The organism is Salinicola sp. V024 (assembly GCF_052645315.1).
In genome coordinates, this window is the sequence record NZ_JBQXYB010000012.1 from 82,227 (window position 1) to 103,670 (window position 21,444).

General features: G+C 63.5%; 19 protein-coding genes. 9 read left to right on the forward strand and 10 right to left on the reverse strand.

Annotated features, from left to right (window positions below):
- Positions 1 to 11: 11 nt before the first annotated feature.
- The 4 genes from ACUN9V_RS15845 (at position 12) to ACUN9V_RS15860 (ending at position 4,985) form a co-directional block, all read left to right on the forward strand.
- Complete coding sequence (locus tag ACUN9V_RS15845) at positions 12 to 1,391, forward strand: glutamine synthetase family protein (protein ID WP_075561534.1); 1,380 nt, start codon at positions 12 to 14, stop codon at positions 1,389 to 1,391.
- 175 nt (positions 1,392 to 1,566) lie between these two features.
- Entirely contained in the window at positions 1,567 to 2,952 is a 1,386-nt protein-coding gene (locus ACUN9V_RS15850; protein ID WP_445512100.1) for an aldehyde dehydrogenase family protein, read from the forward strand.
- A 69-nt stretch (positions 2,953 to 3,021) separates the two neighbouring features.
- A complete protein-coding gene (locus tag ACUN9V_RS15855) occupies positions 3,022 to 4,218 on the forward strand; it encodes an iron-containing alcohol dehydrogenase (protein ID WP_445512101.1) in 1,197 nt (398 codons plus the stop codon).
- Positions 4,219 to 4,265: 47 nt separating this feature from the next.
- A complete protein-coding gene (locus ACUN9V_RS15860) occupies positions 4,266 to 4,985 on the forward strand; it encodes a glutamine amidotransferase-related protein (protein ID WP_445512102.1) in 720 nt (239 codons plus the stop codon).
- Positions 4,986 to 5,025: 40 nt separating this feature from the next.
- Here ACUN9V_RS15860 and ACUN9V_RS15865 read toward each other — a convergent pair whose 3' ends face one another.
- On the reverse strand, positions 5,026 to 5,622 hold the full coding sequence (locus ACUN9V_RS15865; protein ID WP_445512103.1) for a chorismate--pyruvate lyase family protein: 597 nt from the start codon (positions 5,620 to 5,622) through the stop codon (positions 5,026 to 5,028).
- A gap of 129 nt (positions 5,623 to 5,751) precedes the next feature.
- Here ACUN9V_RS15865 and ACUN9V_RS15870 point away from each other — a divergent pair, with 129 nt between their 5' ends.
- From ACUN9V_RS15870 to ACUN9V_RS15880, 3 genes are all read left to right on the forward strand, one after another.
- Positions 5,752 to 6,957, forward strand: a complete 1,206-nt coding sequence (locus ACUN9V_RS15870; protein ID WP_445512104.1) for an NAD(P)/FAD-dependent oxidoreductase — start codon at positions 5,752 to 5,754, stop codon at positions 6,955 to 6,957.
- 173 nt (positions 6,958 to 7,130) lie between these two features.
- Positions 7,131 to 7,406, forward strand: a complete 276-nt coding sequence (locus ACUN9V_RS15875) for an HU family DNA-binding protein (protein WP_071230476.1) — start codon at positions 7,131 to 7,133, stop codon at positions 7,404 to 7,406.
- A 117-nt stretch (positions 7,407 to 7,523) separates the two neighbouring features.
- A complete protein-coding gene (locus ACUN9V_RS15880) occupies positions 7,524 to 7,880 on the forward strand; it encodes a hypothetical protein (RefSeq protein ID WP_110693490.1) in 357 nt (118 codons plus the stop codon).
- 268 nt (positions 7,881 to 8,148) lie between these two features.
- On the opposite strand, the gene ACUN9V_RS15885 is transcribed toward ACUN9V_RS15880, so the two are convergent.
- The 4 genes from ACUN9V_RS15885 to trpB form a co-directional block, all read right to left on the reverse strand.
- Positions 8,149 to 8,727 (reverse strand): YceI family protein, encoded by a 579-nt coding sequence (locus ACUN9V_RS15885; protein WP_445512105.1) that lies wholly within the window; start codon positions 8,725 to 8,727, stop codon positions 8,149 to 8,151.
- Between the two features lie 91 nt (positions 8,728 to 8,818).
- Positions 8,819 to 9,526, reverse strand: a complete 708-nt coding sequence (locus tag ACUN9V_RS15890) for a pirin family protein (RefSeq protein WP_445512106.1) — start codon at positions 9,524 to 9,526, stop codon at positions 8,819 to 8,821.
- A gap of 154 nt (positions 9,527 to 9,680) precedes the next feature.
- Positions 9,681 to 10,529, reverse strand: coding sequence for a tryptophan synthase subunit alpha (gene trpA / locus ACUN9V_RS15895; protein WP_445512107.1), 849 nt, complete (start codon positions 10,527 to 10,529; stop codon positions 9,681 to 9,683).
- Positions 10,526 to 11,776 (reverse strand): tryptophan synthase subunit beta, encoded by a 1,251-nt coding sequence (gene trpB, locus ACUN9V_RS15900; protein ID WP_445512108.1) that lies wholly within the window; start codon positions 11,774 to 11,776, stop codon positions 10,526 to 10,528. Before trpB ends, trpA begins: the two co-directional genes overlap by 4 nt.
- A 115-nt stretch (positions 11,777 to 11,891) precedes the next feature.
- Between trpB and ACUN9V_RS15905 the strand changes: the two genes are divergently transcribed.
- A complete protein-coding gene (locus ACUN9V_RS15905) occupies positions 11,892 to 12,788 on the forward strand; it encodes a LysR family transcriptional regulator (RefSeq protein ID WP_445512109.1) in 897 nt (298 codons plus the stop codon).
- 80 nt (positions 12,789 to 12,868) lie between these two features.
- On the opposite strand, the gene ACUN9V_RS15910 is transcribed toward ACUN9V_RS15905, so the two are convergent.
- Positions 12,869 to 13,753, reverse strand: coding sequence for an oxygenase MpaB family protein (locus ACUN9V_RS15910; RefSeq protein WP_445512110.1), 885 nt, complete (start codon positions 13,751 to 13,753; stop codon positions 12,869 to 12,871).
- Positions 13,754 to 13,796: 43 nt separating this feature from the next.
- Entirely contained in the window at positions 13,797 to 14,903 is a 1,107-nt protein-coding gene (locus ACUN9V_RS15915; RefSeq protein WP_445512111.1) for a lipoprotein N-acyltransferase Lnb domain-containing protein, read from the reverse strand.
- A gap of 253 nt (positions 14,904 to 15,156) precedes the next feature.
- Here ACUN9V_RS15915 and yccS point away from each other — a divergent pair, with 253 nt between their 5' ends.
- A complete protein-coding gene (yccS, locus tag ACUN9V_RS15920) occupies positions 15,157 to 17,340 on the forward strand; it encodes a YccS family putative transporter (protein WP_445512112.1) in 2,184 nt (727 codons plus the stop codon).
- 46 nt (positions 17,341 to 17,386) lie between these two features.
- Here the strand turns inward: yccS and ACUN9V_RS15925 are convergent, their stop codons facing one another.
- Genes ACUN9V_RS15925 through ACUN9V_RS15935 form a run of 3 tightly spaced genes read right to left on the reverse strand, consistent with a single transcriptional unit; the run spans position 17,387 to position 21,236 of the window.
- Positions 17,387 to 18,106, reverse strand: a complete 720-nt coding sequence (locus tag ACUN9V_RS15925; protein WP_445512113.1) for a M48 family metallopeptidase — start codon at positions 18,104 to 18,106, stop codon at positions 17,387 to 17,389.
- A complete protein-coding gene (locus tag ACUN9V_RS15930; protein WP_445512114.1) occupies positions 18,096 to 18,716 on the reverse strand; it encodes a hypothetical protein in 621 nt (206 codons plus the stop codon). The genes ACUN9V_RS15925 and ACUN9V_RS15930 overlap by 11 nt, the downstream gene beginning before the upstream one ends.
- Before the next feature lie 30 nt (positions 18,717 to 18,746).
- Entirely contained in the window at positions 18,747 to 21,236 is a 2,490-nt protein-coding gene (locus ACUN9V_RS15935; protein ID WP_445512115.1) for a type I restriction endonuclease subunit R, read from the reverse strand.
- Between the last annotated feature and the right edge of the window lie 208 nt (positions 21,237 to 21,444).

Below are 21,444 nucleotides of genomic sequence, written 5' to 3' on the forward strand. Positions count from 1 at the left end.
GAGGAACGGTCATGAGTCATCTGCAAGCCAGAGCAGTGAGCACCGTCGAGCAGGCGCGCAAGATCGTCGAGGCGCGAGGTCTCAGCCACGTCAAGGTGGGCATGTTCGATATGGACGGCGTCATGCGCGGCAAGTACATGCAGCGCGACAAGTTTCTCGATGCGCTCGACAAGGGGTTCTCGTTCTGCGACGTGGTGCTGGGCTGGGACAGCAAGGACGAACTCTACGACAACGTGCAGTACACCGGCTGGCACACCGGCTACCCGGACGCGGCGCTGAAGATCGTGCCGGAGAGCTGTCGCGATCTGCCGTTCGAGGGCGACATGCTGCTCTTCCTGGCGGAATTCGACGGCGCGGCCAGCGAGATCTGCCCGCGGGGCCTGCTCAAGCGCGTGCTGGCCCGGGCGGAGTCGCTGGGGTTCGAGGTGCAGGGATCGCTGGAGTACGAGTTCTTCCTGTTTCAGGAGACGCCGGAGTCGGTGCGCGAAAAGGGCTTTCGCAATCTCAAGCCGCTGACCCCGGACATGATGGGCTACTCGATGCTGCGCAGCTCCGTGCACAGCGAGATCTACCATGAGCTGCTGGCGCTGGCGGAGACCATGGATTTCCCCATCGAGGGCCTGCACACCGAAACCGGCCCCGGTGTGCTGGAAGCGGCGATCGGCGTCGACGACGCTCTGCTGGCGGGCGACAAGGGCGCGCTGTTCAAGACCTTCACCAAGGTATGGGCCCAGCGCCGCAACCTGATGGCCACGTTCATGGCCAAGTGGTCGCCGGACTATCCCGGCCAGAGCGGGCATATCCACCTTTCGCTGAACGAGCGCGACAGCGGTCACTCCGCCTTTTTCGATGCCGACAAGCCCCACGGCATGAGCGATACCCAGCGCCACTTCGTCGCCGGGCAGCAGAAGCTGATGCCGGAGTTTCTAGCCATGTTCGCGCCCACCATCAACAGCTACTCACGGCTGATTCCCGGTTTCTGGGCGCCCACCGAAGCCACCTGGGGCGTCGAGAATCGCACCTGCGCGCTGCGCGTCATCCCTGGGTCGGACAAGTCCCAGCGGGTCGAATATCGCCTCGGCAGTGCCGATGCCAACCCGTATCTGGCGCTGGCGGCGGCGATCGGCGCCGGTCTCTACGGTATCGAGCAGCGCCTCGAACCCGACGCGGCCGTCGAGGGCAACGCCTACACCCTGACCCATCCGCCCCATCAGATGCTTCCCCGGACACTTTGGGAGGCCGCCGGACGGCTGCGGCAGAGCGACGCCGCCCGGACACTGTTCGGCGACGCCTTCGTCGAGCATTTCGCCGCCACGCGGGAGTGGGAGGAGCGTCAGTTCCGGCAGCATATAACCGATTGGGAGCTGGATCGGTACTTCGAGATCATCTGAGGAAACCATGAATACGCTATTGCGCTCCGCATCTCGCACACGGGCGGTGCTCGGATTCCTCACCTACTGGAGTAGGCTCCGGATCCTGCGCTCCGGCCGTGGGCGACCTGCGTTCGCTCATGACGCGTCTTCAAGGTTTCCTACGCGACTTCACTGAGAGGGAGAAAGCCGGATCATGACCCTACAACGCACGATTTCCCCCGTGGATGGAACGGTCTACGTCGAACGCGAGCTGGCCGATGCGGCGCACATCGAGGCCTGCGTGGCGGGTGCCGTGACGGCACAGCGCGAATGGCGCCAGACGTCGCTCGAGACCCGGGCGCGTCACTGCTCGGCGATGGTCGATGCCTTCGTCGCGCGGCGCGACCGGCTCGCCGAGGAGCTGACCTGGCAGATGGGCCGGCCGATCGCCGCGGCGGGCGGGGAGATCGGCGGGTTCGAGGAGCGCGCCCGGGGCATGATCGCGCTGGCCGAGTCAGCGCTGGCGCCGATCCGGTTGGCCGAGAAACCGGGCTTCACCCGTTACATCACCCGCGAGCCGCTGGGCGTGTCGTTGATCGTGGCGCCGTGGAATTTCCCCTTCATGACCGCCGTCAATGCGATCGTGCCGGCGATCATGGCCGGCAACGCGGTGATCCTCAAGCACTCCGCGCAGACGCCGCTGTGCGCCGAGCGAATCGCTGAGGCGTTCCAGGCCGCCGGCCTGCCCGAGGGGGTGTTCCAGTTCCTGCACCTGGCCCATGCCGACACCGAGGCGCTAATTCGCGATCCTCGGATCGATCACGTCTCGTTCACCGGCTCGGTCGGCGGTGGCGCGATGGTCGAGCGCAACGCCGCCGGGCGGTTCATCGCCACCGGCCTCGAGCTCGGGGGCAAGGATCCGGCCTATATCCGTGCTGATGTCGATCTGGACGCCGCCGTGGACGGGGTCATGGATGGCGCCTTCTTCAACTCGGGTCAGAGCTGCTGCGGGATCGAGCGCATCTACGTCCATCGCGACATCAGCGAGGCGTTCATCGAGCGGGCGGTAGCCTGGGTGCGCCAGCTCGAGCTGGGCAATCCCACCGATCCCCGGACCACGCTGGGGCCAATGGTTCGGCCCGCCGCCGCCGACTTCGTGCGCGGGCAGATCGAGGAAGCGGTGGCCGCCGGGGCCAAGGCGTGGATCGACCCCGGCGAGTATCCCCTGTCCACGCCGGGAAGCGCCTATCTGGCGCCCCAGTTGCTGACCAACGTGGACCACTCGATGCGGGTCATGCGCGAGGAGAGCTTCGGACCGGTGGTAGGCATCATGACGGTGGCCGACGACGACGAGGCGGTGCGCCTGATGAACGACAGCGACTTTGGCCTCACCGCGGCCGTCTTCACCCGCGATATCGCCGTCGGCGAGGCGCTGGCGGCGCGGCTCGAGGCGGGTACCGTGTTCACCAATCGCTGCGATTACCTGGACCCGGAACTGGCGTGGACCGGGGTCAAGCAGTCGGGGCGCGGCTGCTCGTTGTCACGGCTGGGCTACGACACCCTGACGCGGCCCAAATCCTTCCATCTCAAACATGCCTGAGCGATGCGCCGAGGGCCCGGTCAGGGGGTCGCTCGAACGACAGCTCGGATGACAATACAGGAGAGAGTCATGAGTCGATTGGATAACGACCGGCCGGCATTCGACACGGTCGCCGACTGGAACTACCCCACCCGCATTCTCGTCGGCGCGGGCCGCATCGCCGAACTGGCCGAGGCCTGCCGTTCGCTGGGCATGCGCGCGCCGCTGCTGGTGACCGACCCGGGGCTGGCGGCGCTGCCGATGGTGGATCAGGCGCTGGAGCAGTGCCGCGATGCCGGGCTGGAGGTCGGCTGTTTCAGCCAGATCCAGGGCAACCCGACCGGCGACAACGTCACCGCCGGCATCCGCGCCTTCCGCGAAGGCAACCACGACGGCGTGATTGCCTTCGGCGGCGGCTCGGGGCTCGACGCCGCCAAGGCCGTGGCGCTGATGGCGCGCCAACGGGACGACCTGTCGCTGTGGTCGCTGGAAGATCGCGGCGACAACTGGCGCCATGCCGAGGCCGACGCCGTGCTGCCGGTGGTGGCCGTGCCCACCACGGCGGGTACCGGTTCGGAGGTCGGACGCGCCTCGGTGATCACCGATCAAAAGGCCCACGTCAAACGCATCATCTTTCACCCTCGAATGATGCCGGGAGCGGTGATTCTCGATCCCGCCCTGACCCAGGGGCTACCGGCACCGATTACCGCCGCTACCGGCATGGATGCGCTGTCCCACTGTCTCGAGGCGTGGTGCGCGCCCGGCTATCACCCTCAGGCCGAGGGCATCGCAGTGGAGGGCATGCGCCGGATTCGCGAGGCGCTGCCGCGGGCCTATCGGGATGGCAACGATCTCGAGTCGCGGCTCGACATGCTGACGGCCTCGATGATGGGCGCCGCGGCGTTCCAGCGCGGACTGGGCGCGATGCACGCGCTGGCGCACCCGCTGGGGGCGCTGTTCGACGCCCATCATGGCCTGCTCAACGCCGTGATCATGCCCTACGTGCTGCGTGCCAACACCCCGGCGATCGGCGAGCCGATGATGCGCCTGAGCCGGTATCTCGACCTTCCGGGGTCAGGCACCGCTGGTGTCATCGACTGGGTGCTGGCGCTGCGCGAGGATCTGGGAATCCCCCATACCCTGGCGGAACTGGGCATCGACGATTCCCGTGCCGAGCTCGTCGGGCGCATGGCGATCGAAGATCCTTCCGCCGGCGGCAACCCGATCCCGTTCGATGCCGACGCGTATCAAAGCCTCTTCATGGCGGCGCTCGAGGGGCGTCTGTAGCGCGGAGGCTTTTCAGCCGATACCTTTCATGACCCGGGAGCCCGCCGATGCGTATCGGTCTGTTGCAGTGCGATGACGTCGACCCGGCGCTGCGCGCGCGCCATGGCAACTATCCAGCGATGTTCGAGCAGCTGTTTCGAAGCATCGACCCGACGCTGGAGTTTCAGATCTGGCGCTGTCTGGATGGCGAACTGCCGGCGGATATCGAAGCCGTGGATGCCTGGCTGACCACGGGCTCCAAGTTCGGGGTCAACGATGGCGAACCCTGGATCGAAGCGCTCTGTGGCTGGGTGCGCGAGCTGTGGGCGGCACGCAAGCCGCTGGTGGGCATCTGCTTCGGCCATCAGCTGATCGCCAGGGCGCTGGGCGGCGAAGTCGCCCAGCATCAGCGCGGCTGGGGCGTCGGTGTCTCCTTCAATCAGGTGACGCGGCAGGCCGAGTGGATGGTGCCGCAACAGGCCGGGCTCGATCTGGTGGTCAGTCATCAGGATCAGGTCGTGACGCTGCCGCCGGGCGCTGAAGTGCTGGCGGGGAGCAATTTCTGCCCTTACTACCTGATGCAGGTGGGCGAATGTTTCCTCGGCGTGCAGGGGCATCCGGAATTTTCCAGAGCGTACTCGGCCGACCTGATGGGGCTGCGGCGCGGCAAGATCCCCGACAATCGGCTCCGGGAGGGCTTGGCGTCGCTGCAGGCTGAGGTCGACGATCGGCAAGTGGTGCGCTGGATTCTGGCGTTCCTGCGGCAGGCGATTGCCCGGCGAGCGTGAAGGCTAGCTTTCGATCTGCGTTGGCGAACCGCCATCGAGGCTAGCGAGTGACGAGCAGGCCCAGATCCTCGGCCATTTCGTACCGAAAACACTCCTGAACCAGCAGCTGGATGCCGCCGTGGCGAAAACGCGAGCGCCGCAGCCATAGCCCCTCGCATAGCCCATCGCATAGCCCCTCGCTGCCGGGTGAGACCCGTGCCACCTCGATCGGGTCGCGGGCGAGATCCGGCTGCGCGAACAGCCAGCTGCCCAGCGAGCGTTCCCCCAGCGTGCGCAGGCGACGACAACCGATGCGGTCCAGCGGGGCGATCGAGCGTGCCGATACCCAGGGCCGATCGCCGCTCATCAGCATCACTTCGCGTACCCAGGCCACCTCGGTGAGCGCCAGTCCCAGCGCCTGGGCTTCGTCGCGCCGCGGTCGTTCGACGCCCTGATGCATTAGCTTGACCCGAAACGGACGCTCGGAGGCCGCGATCAGCCGCGCGGTCAACGAGTCGGTGGACGCCACCCATTGCCACCAGTCGGCGCTCATGCGAGGGCGGTGAACAGCGGCGGGGGACCAGCGAACCCAACGCCAGGAGCGTTCGGCAGGAGAGAGGGCGTGGCAGAGAGCGTGACAGTGACGGGCTGGGGGCACGCGAAACGACTCCATGAATACCATGAAAGAACTCTCTCGAAGCACGCCGGCCGGCGCGTGGCGGCACGGTCGAGAGGCGGCGTAGTGTACCATGGCGCTTCGTAACGACCGACCGAACGAGCTCCTGCTATGCGCCAATTCGAGCAAGCGTCAACGCCACTCACCATCATCGGTACCGGGATGGCGGGTCTGAGCCTGGCCCGGGCGGTTCGCAGCCGTGATACCGCACGGCGGATCACCCTGATCAGCGCCGATAGCGGCGACGAATACGCCAAGCCGCTGCTCTCCAGCGCCTTCACCAAGCGCCAGACGGCCGAGGCGCTGGTGGTTCGCGACGCGGTGGGCATTGCCGAATCGCTGAACGCGCAGATCCGCACCCATACCCTCGTCGAGGCGATCGATACGACCCGCCAGCGCCTGCATATCGGCGCAGAAACGCTCTCCTACGGCCAGCTGGTGCTGGCGACCGGCGCCGCGCCCCGGCAGCCGGTCGAGCTGGACCCGGCACTGCGGGGGCGGGTCTTCCAGATCAACGATCTCGACGACTACCGGCGTTTGCGCGGCGTGCTGGATCGTCACCCCGAGCGCCAGGCTCGCATCGCCATCATCGGCGCCGGGCTGGTGGGCTGCGAGTTTGCCAACGATCTCCATGCCGGGGGCCATCGGGTGGCGCTGGTCGCTCCCGAGGCGACGCCGCTGCCGCGACTGCTGCCGCCCGCGCTGGGGCGGGCGTTGGGCGAGGCCTTCGCGGCAGCGGGAATTGATCTCGCCTTCGAGCGTCAACTGACGGCGCTTCACGACGATGGCGAAGGCGTGACCCTGACGCTGGACGACGGCGAGACGCTGGAGGCGGACCTGGTCCTGGTCGCGACCGGGCTGACGCCCCGTACGGCACTGGCCGAGGCCGCGGGACTGGCGGTATCGCCAGCGGGCATCCTGACCGACCGACGGCTGGCTACCAGCGATCCGGCTATCTTCGCGCTGGGCGACAGCGCCTGTGTCGGTGGCCTCGGGACCCGCCCCGACGACGGCCTGAACGCGATGTACGTGCAGCCACTGCAGGCCAGCGCCAGGGCGCTGGCCGCGACGCTCACCGGTACGCCGACTCCGGTCGCGTACGGCGCCTGGCCGGTGATGGTCAAGACACCGCTGCTGCCGATTGCCGCTCTACCGCCGCGAGAGCCGCCGGATCACTGGCGGATCGAGGGAGAAGCCGGCGATTTCAGTGCCCTGGCCGAGGACGAGAATGGCCGGCTGCTGGGTTTTGCGCTCACCGGACGCTGCGTTCGTCGTAAAGTCGAACTGGCGCGAGCGGCCCCCCCGTTGCTAGGCTAGCTTCGATGGCTGCGGGTATGTCAGCCATGAATCGTTACCTGATGCTGGACAAACCGCGCCCCGAGCTGCCTATTATGCGCTCGGAGGGCATCTTGTCCCTCATCGAGAACAACAACTCGTTTGATATGCGAGGCGTGTGTCAGGTAACGCCATTGCCAAATTAGGAGGGCTCTATGCGTAAGCCAGAACTCGCTGCGGCGATTGCCGAGCGTGCGGATCTTTCGAAGGACAAGGCCAGTCAGGTGCTGAACGTCATTCTCGACGAAATCACCGGTACGGTTTCCAAAGGTAGCGATGTCACGTTGATCGGCTTCGGTTCATTCACGGTTCGCGAGCGCGCCGCACGGACGGGCAAAAACCCGCAGACTGGCAAGCCGTTGGACATTCCGGCCAGCAAGACCGTGGCCTTCAAGCCCGGTAAAGCTCTCAAGGACGCCGTTAGCAAGTAATTCCGGGTTTTGAGTCGTTCGTCGACACGATGAGCGAAACGATAGCCGGTCCGCCGCAAGGGCGGGTCGGCATTTTCCCGCAATATTCCCAATCCTGTTCGGTTCGTGCGAGGTGGCATGAAGCTCAAGTTGATGCTCTGGTGGCTTGGCGTGATGCTCAAGCGCGCACGTTCGCGCAAGGCCGCGTTTCGCGACACGTTGGAAAGACTTCAGCGATTCGACTGGGGCGTTGCGACCGAAGATCTGTCGATCGCTCGTCACTATCGGATGACGCCACAGGCGGTTCAGAGCAGTGCCGGGTTGCCGGTGGATCTGGCGCTGGAACTGCGTTTCCGCGATGCCGACAGCGCCACGCGTTTTTTGCGCAAACCTTCCCAGCGTGCCTTTCGCGAAGGCCTGTTCGACGGGCGATTGCGGCTGGTGGGGGATTCCCGCGATCTCGAGCGATTGCAGAGTCTGCTGAAGCATCTGTAAGCGAACTCCAGCCTCGTTCTTTAGTGCCTTCTTTAGCGTCGTCTCCAGCGTCTTTCTCTAGACGTCTTCCTTCAGGGTCTTCTTTCAGAGTCTTCCTTTCCCGCCGCTTCCACCGGTCGATTCGATAACGCCGATGCCTGCCGCGAGAAAAACTGCCCACCCCTGGCCTGTTGGCAGCGATGGGCAGTCTCGATTAACCCTGGAGCGTTTTCTTGTCAGAGCGTCGCAAACTACGTCGAATCGAGCGACGGGCTCCGGTTAAGCGCGCTTACTGAGCGGCTTCGGCCTCGCTGGAGATCTCGATGTTGATCTCGTCGCTGACGTCGGGCACGTACTGATCCACACCGAAATCGCTGCGCTTGATGACGGTCGTGGCGTCGAAGCCCAGCGCCGGCACATTGGCCATGGGATGATTACCCGCCTTGTTGAGCGTGGCGTGCAGCACGACCGGCTTGGTGACGCCCTTGATGGTCAGATCGCCATGAACGTCGTATTGGTCGTCGCCGGTCGACTCGATCGCGGTGCTCTTGAAAGTGGCGTCGGGATATTGCGCGACATCGAAATATTCGGCGCCCAGGAACTCCTCGTTCAGCGCCGGCACCTTGGTATCCACGCTCTTGACCGGAATGGTCACGTCGACGCTGGAGTTCGATACGTCGTCCTCGTCGAACTGGATGGTACCCTTCACGTCCGAAAACGTTGCCGTCGGATGGGAGAATCCGAAGTGGGCCCAGGAAACCACCACGCTGGTATGCGTGGGATCCATCTGGTAAGTCGTGGTGTCCGCCATCGCGCTTGCGGTCCCCGCGAGGAGGGCCAGGGCCAGAGTCGCCTGTTTCAGAATCATTGATTAGCTCCGTTGATCAAAGTCTTGGCTATCGGTTTGCTCGAACTGGCGGCCGTGAACGGCCGCCACTCTCGATATTCAGGTCTTGCTATCAGGACATGACCGGGAGATCGAACACCAGCACTTCGGCGTCCTTCCCGTTGTCTATTGTCACGCCGGGCTCGTCCACGAGCATCAAGGCATCGCCGCCTTCAAGCGCCTGGCCATTGACCGTCACACTTCCCCTGACCACGTGCACGTAGCTCTGGCGACCGTCCGACAATGCCAGTTCTGCACGCTCGTCGCCATTGAGTAGCGAGGCGTAGATGAAGGCGTCCTGCTGCAGCGTGAGCGAACCGTCGCGGCCGTCCGGCGACAAAATCAGACACAGTCTGCCGCGCTTGTCGGCGTCGGTGAAATCCTTCTCGGCGTAGTTCGGCGTCAGGCCGCGCTCTCTCGGAAACAGCCAGATCTGGAGGAAGTGCACCGGTTCGCTGGCGGAGTGATTGAACTCGCTGTGCTCGACGCCGGTGCCGGTGGTCATGATCTGGACTCGCCCCGGGCCGATCGAGGAACCGTTGCCCAGCGTGTCCTTGTGGCCCAGCTCGCCGCTCAACACGTACGAGAAAATCTCCATGTCCTGATGGCCGTGCTGGCCGAAGCCCTGCCCCGGCGCCACGCGATCCTCGTTGATCACTCGCAGCGCGCTGAAGTGAATGTGGCCGGGATCGTGATAGCCGGCGAACGAGAACGAGTGATAGCTCTTGAGCCAGCCGTGATCGGCATAACCGCGTTCGTTGCTGGGTCGAATCGTCAACATGTCCGTCTCCTCTCAGAGAGCACCGCCGATCTTGCCCGGGTGCGATGAGACGAGTTTACCGACTAAATAATCGAACAAAAGTGCGTTAATACGCATATTTCAGCGTATAAAAACGAAAGGTCGTGGGGCGGTCGGGCTTCCATCGAGCTCGGTTTCAGCGTGCGGCCTGAATCGCCTCGGCCAATGCTTCGACCAGCGCCAAAGCGGATTCCACCCCGTCTTCCGCGAGCCGCTCGACGAGAGCGCTGCCGACGACCACGGCATCGGCAATTCGGGCAACGGCGGCGGCCGTGTCGCCATCGCGCACCCCGAAGCCGACGGCGACGGGCAGGGATGTCTGCTGTCTGAGCTCACCGATCGAATCGCCCAGTGAGGCTGCGATATCGAGTCGCTGGCTGCCGGTGACGCCGTTGAAGGCGATCCGGTAGACGAAACCGTCGCCCTGAGCCAGCAGCGCGGGTAGTCGCTCGGGGGGCGTGGTCGGGGCGACCAGCGGAATCCGCGCCAGCCCCAGGTCACGCGCTTTCGCTGTCAGCGCGGCGCCATGTTCCGGCGGCAGATCGACCAGAATCAGACCGTCGACGCCAGCGTCGGCTGCCGCCTGCAGAAAGCGATCCTCGCCGAAGCGCTGGATCGGATTGAGATAGCCCATCAGCACGATCGGGGTGTCGTCATCGCGTTGCCGAAAATCGCGCACCATCTCCAGGGTGAGCGCCAATGTCTGGCCGTTCGCCAGAGCTCGATCACCGGCGCGCTGAATCGCCACGCCGTCGGCCATCGGGTCGCTGAACGGCATGCCCAGCTCGATGATGTCTGCCCCCGCCTGGGGTAGCCGCTCGAGTAGCTGGTGGCTCTGTTCGAGATCGGGATCGCCGGCCATGACGTAGGTGACCAGCGCGGCGCGATTTTCTTCACGCAGCGCCGCAAAACGTCGCGCCAGGCGGGAATCGGTATTCAACGTCTCGGTATTCAATGTCTCAGTATTCAAAGGCGTCGCGCTCATGAGTCGGCCTCCTCGGGCATCAGATGACGAGTGATGGTGTCCATGTCCTTGTCGCCGCGGCCGCTCAGGCAGACTACGATGACCTGGTCCGGTCCCTGCGTCGCCGCCAATCGGCCGGCGTGATGGAGCGCGTGCGCCGACTCCAGGGCCGGAAGAATGCCCTCCAGCCGGCAGCAGAGACCGACGGCTTCCAGCGCCTCGTCGTCGGTGACTGCGACGTAGCTCGCCCGGCCGCTGTCGTGCAAATAGGCGTGCTCGGGGCCGACACCGGGATAGTCGAGCCCGGCGGAAATCGAGTGGGCGTCGAGAATCTGGCCGTGATCGTCCTGCAGCAGATAGGTGCGATTGCCGTGCAGGATGCCGGGCGCGCCACCATTGATGCTGGCGGCGTGGCGGCCGCTCTCCAGCCCTTCCCCGGCCGCTTCGACGCCGACCATGGCGACGTCGTCGTCGAGGAAGGCGTGGAACAGCCCCATGGCATTGGAGCCGCCGCCGACGCAGGCGACCAGCGTGTCCGGCAGACGGCCCTGTGTCGCCAGCAGTTGCTCGCGGGTCTCGACGCCGATCACCGACTGGAAGTCCCGCACCATGCGCGGATAGGGCGCCGGCCCCGCTACGGTGCCGATGATGTAGAAGGTGTCGTCGACATGGGCGACCCAGTCGCGCAGCGCCTCGTTCATGGCGTCCTTGAGCGTCGCCGTGCCGCTGTGGACGGGCACGATCTCGGCACCGAGCAGATGCATGCGCTGGACATTGGGCTGCTGGCGCTCGATGTCTGTCGCGCCCATGTAGATCACGCAGGGCAGGCCGAGTCGCGCCGCCACCGTGGCGACGGCGACCCCGTGCATGCCGGCGCCGGTCTCGGCGATCAGCCGCTGGCGACCCATACGTTGGGCCAGCAGGCCCTGGCCGAGGGCGTTGTTGATCTTGTGCGCGCCGGTGTGGTTCAGATCCTCGCGCTTGAGATAGATCCGCGCGCCGCCGAAGTGCTCGGTCAGGCGTTCGGCAAAATAGAGCGGCGTGGCGCGACCGACGTAGTCGCGCTGAAGCTCCTGCAGTCGGCTCTGAAAGGCCGGGTCGGCGCGCGCCTCGTCATAGGCGGCTTCGATCTCGGCGATCAGCGGCATCAGGGTTTCGGCGACGTAGCGTCCGCCGTAGCCGTGCTGTTGCTGATTGCCGTCGCCGTCATTCGGGCTGGCGCCGAAAAAACCATTCCCGTCGGGAATATCCCTCGTCATCGAGCTCATCGGTCATTTCCTGTCGGTCGATTCGATGACGTCAGAATAGGCTGGTAGCGCAATACGGAAAATCGATAAACTCTCCCCAATATGTGAGTAAAAATCACCTATCAATGGGAGTGAAATGGTCACGCTACCCCCACTCAATGCGCTGCGTGCGTTCGAATCAACCGCCCGGCTGGGCAGCGTGACGGCCGCCGCGCGCGAACTGCATGTCACCCACGGCGCCGTCAGCCGTCAGCTACGCACCCTGGAGCAGCATTTCGGCGCGGCGCTGTTCGACAGGGCGGGGCGGGGAATCGTGCTGACCGTTCACGGTCGGGAACTGCATCAGTCGGTCGGTGAGGCTTTCTCACGCTTGAACGAGGGCTGCGTGGCACTCAGACGGCGTCTCGACGAGGCGCCGTTCACGCTGGCCTGTCCGGGAAGTCTGCTCGCCCGCTGGCTGATCCCGCGACTCGACCGGCTCAATGCCGATCTGCCGGAACTACGCCTGCGGGTGGTTTCCAGCGAGCACGAGCTCGATCCCCGGCGCGAGGATGTCGATGCCACGCTGCGCTTCGCCGCGCCGCCGTGGCCTGACGACATCACGGTGATCCCGCTGATGCCGGAGCGCATCGTCGCGGTGGCGACACCCGAGATCTGGACGACGGCGGCGAAGGGCTCGGCCAGGGCAATGCTCGAGCACCTCACGCTGCTGGATACGGCCTCACGCCCGCAAGCCTGGCCCGAATGGACAGCGGCCATGGGCGTCGAGCAAGAGACGCTTGCGGCGGCGAGGGCCAAGGGACGCAGCTTCGAGCATCTCTACTATCTGCTGGAAGCCGCGCTGGCCGGGCTGGGTGTCGCCATCGCCCCGCAGCTATTGGTGGCAGCCGAGCTGCGCCAGGGCCGCCTGATATCGCCCTGGCCCGCCATCGAAACATCCGCGTCGCTGGGGCTGTGGCTGGCCCCCGGCGCCGATACCCGGCGCGGCCAACGCCTGGCCGAGTGGTTGCGCCGCGAGCTGGCCGAGGCATAGTAAGGGAACTTAGTGTCGGGGCTTAGGCAGGGGGTTAGGCAGGGGCTTGGTTAGTGCCGGAGCTCAGTTAGTACCGAGCCTCAGTGCCTAGCCTGCTCGCGTGCCTGCATTCGTTCCATGGCCCGACGATAGGAGCCGTTGCGCACCGCCCAGCGCACCACCGGGGCGATGGTGCGGATGCTGGCACGTACGGCGTGACGCTCGAGCGTCGACATCTCGAGACTCAGCAGTGTCGCTGCCCAGGGTGGCAATAGATCGATGCCGGCACGCATGAACAGCGCGCCGGCGGGGCGAATGATCGGGCTCGGCGGCAGCGCGTGCAGCAGCACGTCGATCACGTCGCGCGTCCGCGAATCGCAGACCAGATAGCGGCGCTGATGGTCCAGATAGGCCTCGATGGCCGCTCGGCTCCTGGGAACGTCGCGTGCGCCGAGTGCTTCCGCCACGCGTGCGGTCTCGGCGAAATAGCGATCCTGATCGGCAAGGCTCAGGTTCGGGTTGCGGTAGCGCCGGTGGGCGGCCAGAAAGCGGCTCATCTCGGCGACGTGAACCCACACCAGCAGCTCGGGGTCATTGGCGGCGTAGGGCGTGCCGTCGGCGGCATGGCCGCTGACCCCATCATGGACCCGCCGGACTCGATCGAGGATGCGTTCGGCGTCGTCGCGGGAGCCGAAAGTGGTGACGGCGATGAACTGGCTGGTACGACGCAGCCGGCCGATCATGTCCTGACGGAAGTTGGAGTGGTCCCAGATGCCGGCCAGCGCCAGCGGGTGCAGCATCTGCAGCAGCAGCGCGCTGACGCCGCCACACATCATCGGCGTGAACTCGCCATGGACTTTCCACGCCATCGTCTCCGGTCCGAATAGACCCGGATCGCCCTTGGGCTGGGTGTAGTCCACGCCGCCCAGCGTGCGCCCGGTGAGGTGGCTGATGCGATTTTCGATGGCGTCACGCAGGGAAGTCATGGCATTAAGATCATGTTATTGGGGTCATGTTATTAAGTTCAGCTCAGGGCGACGAGGCCTGGATGATCTCGCCATCGGCAGCGGGAACACCGTCGCGGATGGCGCGGGAGAAGGCCTCGCTCCCCGCATTGTACGGAATCTCCCGGGCGCGCGGATCGATATACCCCCGACTGCGCAGGAACTCGAGCGGGTGGCTCGTGTCCAGCCCGCCGATATCGTAGACGTATTCCGGCAGATAGCCGGAGAGAATCAGCCGAATATCCCGGGGCAGTCCGGGCACGATCTTGTCGACCATGTCGAACACGATGGTGGTGCAGTTGCTGGTCAGGGTGTTGTAGAACTCAGGTGTGTGGCGCAGTCGCTCGGCTTCGTCGAGATAGGCCAGGAACAGTTCGCGACGAGCCTGGGGCGTTAGTCCGACGCGATAGAGATAGACGTCTTCCTCGCGCACGTTGCTGCGCAGGCGCAGGATATCGTTCTCGTCGGCGGCGATCAGGTTGAGCTCGAACTGCTTGAAGAAGCCACCGCTGATGGAAAATGCCTCGTTCTTCTCGCGCCGGATCTCCACCGAAAACGTCAGATGCCGGCCGTCGTCGAAACCGAAGGTGACCAGGGTGTGGGCAATCGCTGGCCCCATCCAGTAGGAGACCACCATATCCACCGCGTCGAGCCGAGAGAGGTCGTACTCGCGGGTTTCCCAGCGCGGTATCGCCGTATCCGGCGTCTGCCACTCGAAGTCGCGCACGTTGTGAAGCGTGATCCGGTCGCCGTCGCGTTCGACCGCCAGTTGCCGCGCCACGTCCGGTGCCCAGTCGCGATCGTTGCTGGGTTCGAGACTTTGCCACCAGCTAACCAGGACGACCAGGGCCAGCGTGAACGTCAACCGAATCGCCAGGGCCACGCGGTCTCTGCGCGATTGGTGAGGTGAACCCCGGCGGACCCGCCATGGCGCGATCAGCGCCGCGCCGCCGATCAGCACCCACGCGGCAATGACGACAACGACGAGCGGGCGCGGCCCCGGCAGCTCGAAATGCAGCGCCAGTGCACCCCAGCCGATCACGCTCAGCATCACCACGGCACGCAGTAGCTGAGCCACGAACCCCAGCGCGCGTCTTACGCCGGTTCGATGCGAATTCCTAGTCGGTCCCACGCTTTTCCTCTGCCGTCCGCTAAATCCCGATCATGCCGAAGTCCAGGGTCGGGATAAAGGCAAAAGACGTTGCGGCCGACAGGATCAACGACGTTATACTAAAGTCTAAGCGCTGGTCAGGTTCTCTATCCGTTCACCGTCGGTGGTATCTGTTCCCGCTGAGGCGAGCGCGCTATCGTGACGGCATAACCACAATCCTGGAGAGACCGAAATTTCCGATTCGTTTTCCCACTCCCTGCGCCAGCTGTGGACGTTGGACAAGTTTGCCTACAGCTTCCGGGTATTTCTGGCGTTCAGCGGCGCCATCGCGCTGAGCTGGTCCCAGGACCAGATCGCCCTCGCCATCCCGCTGTTTCTGGGTATCATCGCCAGCGCGCTGTCCGAGACCGACGACAACTGGGAAGGTCGCGTCCGCGCCCTGCTGGTCACGCTGGTCTGCTTTCTGGTCGCCTCGAGCTCGGTGGAGCTGCTGTTTCCCTGGCCCTGGCTGTTCGCCCCCGGCCTGGCGCTGTCGGCGTTCACCTTCATCATGCTCGGCGCCGTCGAGCAGCGCTACGCCACCATCGCCTCGGCAACGCTGATCCTGTCGGTCTATTCGATGATCAACATCGAGCAGCACGGCGGCACCACCGACGGCAATTTCTGGCATCAGCCGCTGCTGCTGGTCGCGGGCGCCGCCTGGTACGGGCTGATCTCGGTGATCTGGTGTGCGCTGTTCTCGCGCCAGCCGGTCAAGCAGAGCATGGCCCAGCTGTATCGGGAGCTGGGGGAATATCTGATCATCAAGGCGACGCTGTTCGAGCCGCTGCGCGGGGTCGATGTCGAAAGCCGACGGGTGGCGCTGGCACGCCAGAACGGCCGCGTGGTGACCGCGCTCAACCAGGCCAAGGAGATGATCTTTCGGCGGCTGGAGGGCCAGCGCGGCAGCCGCAAGCTCAACCGTTACCTGCGGCTTTACTTCATCGCCCAGGACATCCACGAGCGGGTCAGCGCCTCGCACTACCCCTATTCCGCGCTGTCGGAGGCGTTCTTCCACCACGACGTGCTGTTCCGCTGTCAGCGCCTGCTCGACCAGCAGGGCCGAGCCTGCAAGCGTCTGGCCAAGGCGCTGCTGCTGCGTCAGCCGTTCGAGCACGGCCAGAGCGAGCAGGCGCTGGAGGATCTGCGCGCCTCGATCGTCTATCTGCGCGCCCAGCGCAATCCGGCATGGACCCCGCTGCTGCGCTCGCTGCAGGCGCTGGGCCGTAACCTGGCGACGCTGGAAGACCAGCTCTCCAGCGCCCACAATCCGGACGCCGTGGCCGATCAGAAGGACGCAACGCTGTTCAATCGCTCGCCGCGCAGCTTCAAGGACGCCTGGGAGCGCATCCGGCTCAACCTGACCCCGGGTTCGCCGACCTTTCGCCACGCGCTGCGGCTGTCGACGGCACTGCTGGTGGGTTACGGCGTGCTGCATCTGGTCCATCCGACGCAAGGGTACTGGATCCTGCTGACCACGCTGTTCGTGTGTCGGCCCAATTTCGGGGCGACGCGGCGCTTCCTGCGCCAGCGCATCGTCGGCACGGTGCTGGGTCTGGTGGTCGGCTGGGCGCTGATCAGCCTGTTCCCGAATCCGCTGATCCAGTCGCTGATCGCGGTGGTCGCCGGCGTCACCTTCTTTGCCAATCGCGAAAAGCACTACGTCATCGCCACCGCCGCCATCACCACGCTGGTATTGAGCAGCTTCAACCAGGTGGGCGACGGCTTCGATCTGATCCTGCCGCGACTGATCGATACCCTGATCGGCGCGTTGATCTCGGGCCTGGCGGTGTTCTTCATCCTGCCGGACTGGCAGGGGCGGCGGTTGCACAAGGTCGCCGCCACGGCGCTGACCAACAGCACCCTCTACCTGCGCGAGATCATCCATCAGTACGAAGCCGGCAAGCAGGACGATCTGGCGTACCGGCTGGCCCGGCGCAACGCCCACAACGCCGATGCCGCGCTCTCCACGGTGCTGGCCAACATGCTCCAGGAGCCGGGTCATTATCGGAAGAAGGACGCCGACGAGGGCTTCCGGTTTCTGGTCGTGTCTCACACGCTGCTGGGCTATCTCTCCGCGCTGGGCGCGCATCGGGGCACGCTGACGCCGAGCGAGGCCGACGCCGAGATCCATGCCGCCGCCCGGCGTATCGCCGATGGTTTCGATTCGATCGCCGCCAGTCTCGCCTCACGCCAGCCGATCCCCGAGCTCAAGAACGAGCAGAGCGCGCTGATGGCGATCTTCGAGCAGGAGCCCGCCGCCGCCCAGGATGACGCCGACGACGAGCGCCGCGTGATCCAGACCCAGCTGCTGCACATCAGCCGCCAGCTGGTGCCGATGAGCGAGGCAGCAGGGCGGCTGGTGGCGCGACCGGATGAAACGTCGAATGGGGAGAAACGGGTAGCGAAAGAGGCCTGAGATTTCTGGTTCTTACGTCAAGGTGTCGCCCTTGGATCGTTCAAAGTCAGTAATCCCAGCCTTCATGCCCGAGAGGAGCCTTATTCAACACATCTTTTCGAATACGCCAGTCCGGCATGAATTCGTCCATCAGTCTGCGGAAGCGATCGTTGTGGTGACGCTCCAGTAGGTGCACCAGCTCGTGAACAAGAATGTATTCTAGGCAAGCTGGTGGTTTGCGAATTAGCTCCAGGTTCAGCCAGATGCGGCGAGCTGTGATATTGCAGGAGCCCCAGCGCGTCTTCATACGCTTGACTCGACATTCCGACACTTCGACGCCAATCGCCGGTGCCCAAGTCTCAATCAGATCGGGTATCGCGTCGTATAACCGCTGGCGATGCCAGCGCTCCATAACATTTCGGCGATAAAAGGCATCACTGCCCGAAGGCACACGTAATTCGAGAGTACGCACTCCCGCAATCCGAACGCTCGGACGGAGATCCTGCTCAATCAAATTGAGACGGTAGCGGCGTCCTCGGAAATAGTGGCTCTCCCCGGTGACCATCTCGCGCGCGGACTCCCTCACTTGTTCGGAAAATCTGCGTTGCTGACGCCGTATCCAGCTCAGGCGGGAGACGATCGCCAAGCGGACGGCTTCATCATCAAGGCGCTCTGGAGCGGCAACGCGAACTCTGCCATCCGGTGGATAGACACCGACGTGAAGGTTCTTGATCGGCTTGCGCCGGATATCGACGGTAATACCGCTGACTTCAATCTCAGTATTCACGCTGCGCCTTCACTAGCTCCAGAATGGCTTCGACATCGAATCTATCCCGTTCGCGTACGTCTGAGTCCAACAAGGTGCAGATAGCGTTGCGTACTTCTTTTATCTTGAAGGCATTGTCTCTCCAGTCCGCTCTTTTGGCCGAACGAATGCGTTCGTCCAGTCGTATCGCCAATATCGCGTTCTCTCCCAAGTTGTCGTATAGCGCCTTCACCGCTGGTGAGTCGATACCCGTAGGGTAGTTCTTGCCCTGTTGCTTGGGGCTAGCCTGGCGTGTCAGCTCGACGATTTTTTCCAGATATTCCCGATACTCTATGGCCTGCTGGCGGCGCTGCTTGATCAACGCGTCCAGCAGCTCGGACATCTTTTCGTAGTATTTGGGATTGACTGCCATCTCATCGATGATCAGGCGACGGACATTGTTTTCGATGGTTTCCGCCATGGCCTCGAGGTCACCGGCTATCGATTCCGGCAGTGTCTCGACCGCTTCTTCCCCGCGCTCGATGATAAGATCCACTAGCGTCATGTCATCGAAGGCAGACAGCTTCTCGCTCTCTTCGGCGCGAATGTACGTGTCCAGCAGGTGACGCATGGCTGGCTCGTAGAGCTTCATGTCGATGTAGTCACCGCTGGCGAGCTTGATCTACTCGCGTACTTTTTCGTAATAGGTGACTTCATTACGAACGGCGGCTGCTTCGGCCTCGCTGTAACCCGCTGCTTCCATCTCGTTCGCTAGGTTGGCATAGGCGCGCAGGAAGGCGCTGACGTGCTTGTAGAGCGCCAGCCGGCGGGGCTCGTTGTCCTTCTGAATAGCCGGAGCATCGCTCGGGCCTACGAAGTAGCACCGATAAGCAGCGCTGTCCGCCGGCGGTTCGACGCCCTCGCAAACGGCCTTGACCGCTTCTCGAGTCTCCTCCAGTCGTTCTCGAGCCTTATCCAGGCGATCTTCCAGCAGGCCTTGCACGTCTTCGGTGTCGAAGGCATCGAAAGCACCACCGGTGTAGTCCTGAATGGACTGCTCCAGTGATTTGAACAGATCCTTGTAATCGATCACGTAACCGACTTCCTTGTCTTCGCCATGAAGTCGGTTGACGCGGCAGATAGCTTGGAAAAGCCCGTGGTCCTGCATCGACTTATCGATGTAGAGATAGGTAGCCGGGGGCGCATCGAAGCCGGTCAGCAGCTTGTCCACCACGATTAGGAGCTTCATCTGTCCCGGCTCATCGATGAAGCGCTTTTTCACTTCCTGCTCGAAGGTTTCCGCCTTGTGCTGCGCGGTTTCCTCGGGCTCATTGAAATGCTCTGCAAGCATGCGACGGTAGATATCATATTGGTGCAGCTTTTCCGTCTCGCCCTCGCCGGTGGCCTCGCCCTTGATCGTCGCCGTTGATGGTGTATAGGACGTCACGATGGCGCATTTTCCCTTCAGTTCCGTCTTCTGAAACATCTCGTGCAAGCGGCAGGCCGAGTAGATGCTGCCCGCCACCAGCATAGCGTTGCCGTGGCCGCTCACCAGTCGATCACGGGTAGCCATGTCCCATAAGATATCGGCGACGATTTTTTCTAGCCGGTCCCGCGAGCTGAGTACCTTCTGGAGCGTGCCCCAGCGCTTCTTGAGCTGGGCGCGAGCGTAGTCATTCAGCCCCTTCGTTTTCAGCTCGAACCACTGGTCGATCTTCTGCTGCGAGGTCACGGTCTGATCGATGTCCCGAGCCTCGTAGCGTAGGTCCAGCACCACCTTGTCTTTTACAGCCTCATTGTATTTATACGTGTGAATGTAAGGGCCGAAGACCTCGATGCTCTTGCGCTTGTCCTTCTTGAGCAGAGGAGTACCGGTGAAGCCGATCGTCATCGCCTCGGGCAACAGTGATTTCATGGCCTCGTGCAACTTGCCGGACTGAGTCCGGTGGCACTCATCCACAAAGACGAAGAGGTTGCCCTTGGCGTGGAAGCCCTTTGGCAGATGACCTCGCACATCCTGAACATAGGCATCCACATCGCCTTCCTCCGAGGCGCCGAACTTGTGGATCAACGAGCCGATCAGCCACTCCTCGTTGAGATCGAGTACTCGGATCAGGTCGGTGCCACTACGGGTGCGATGAATCTGTTCATCCACGCCTTTGAAAACTTTCTCGATCTGCTCATCCAGCTCGGTACGATCGGTAATGATCAGAACGCGCGCGTTGGTGACGTTCTCGCGAATCCACTTGGCTAGCCACACCATGGTGAGCGATTTGCCGCTGCCCTGGGTGTGCCAGAGAATGCCGCCTTCGCGCCGACGTACGAAATCTCGAGCAGCATCGACACCGAAGAACTGGTTATGACGGCAGGTCTTCTTGATGCCGGCATCGAAGACGATGAAGTTGTGGATCACTTTCAGCAGACGGGATTTCTGGCACAGCCAACCCAACTGGGTATTCAGTTTGGAGGTCGAGCCATGATCCCAGGGGCTGAGCGTCTTCGGTTCGACCGGGGTGCGGGGCGACCAATCGGGATTCTGCTCCTGCCACTCCAGCCAGTGTTTCTCCGGCGTTTCGATCACGCCATAACGCAGCCCTTCGCTGGGATTGCCGGCCATCACCAACTGATTGGTGGCAAAGAACGGCCGGATGAAGTCGGCCTTCTGATTGTCCAGGTTCTGGCGAATGCCCTGGGTGACAGAAACGGTAGAACGCTTGAGTTCGAGTACACCTAGCGCGAGACCATTGACGTAAAGCACCACGTCCGGGCGTTTGGCGTTCTGGCCTGCGACGCTCACCTCTTCGGCGATGGCAAAATCATTATTTTCAGGATGGTTCCAATCGACCAGCCAGACGGTAGCCGTTTGCGAGTCTATCGAGGGTTTTACCTTCACGCCGTAGCGCAGCAAGCTGTATACCGCGCGGTTGGCGTCATACAGCGTTTTGCTGCCGCTGATGGCTGCGGCCTGATCCAGCTCGCGGATCACCTTGCCGATGAGATTGGCATCATGCCCCTGCTGCTCTAGCCAGTCGCGCAACAGCGTTTCTTCAATGGAGCGGTTGGCCTCGCGATCTTTCCAGTTGCCCAGGTAGCGGTAATTCAGCGTCTCCTGAAAATAGTGCAGCACCGCCTGCTGGGTGTCCCGCTCACGCTGGCCGATATCACTGTTCATGTCCCGCCCCTGTTACCCGTCGTTCGGGTCGGCAGCTACCGGCTAGGGTTGCTTTTGAATACCGCTACCGACTTCGAATGAAAACCCGATCAAGAAAACCCGCCGTGCGATTTAAAAACAAATCTCTGTTTTTTAAATATATTTTTCTGGCCTGCTCTTCCGCTGGCCACCGTAGTCAAAACCCGATCAAGAAATCATGCCCTGTTAG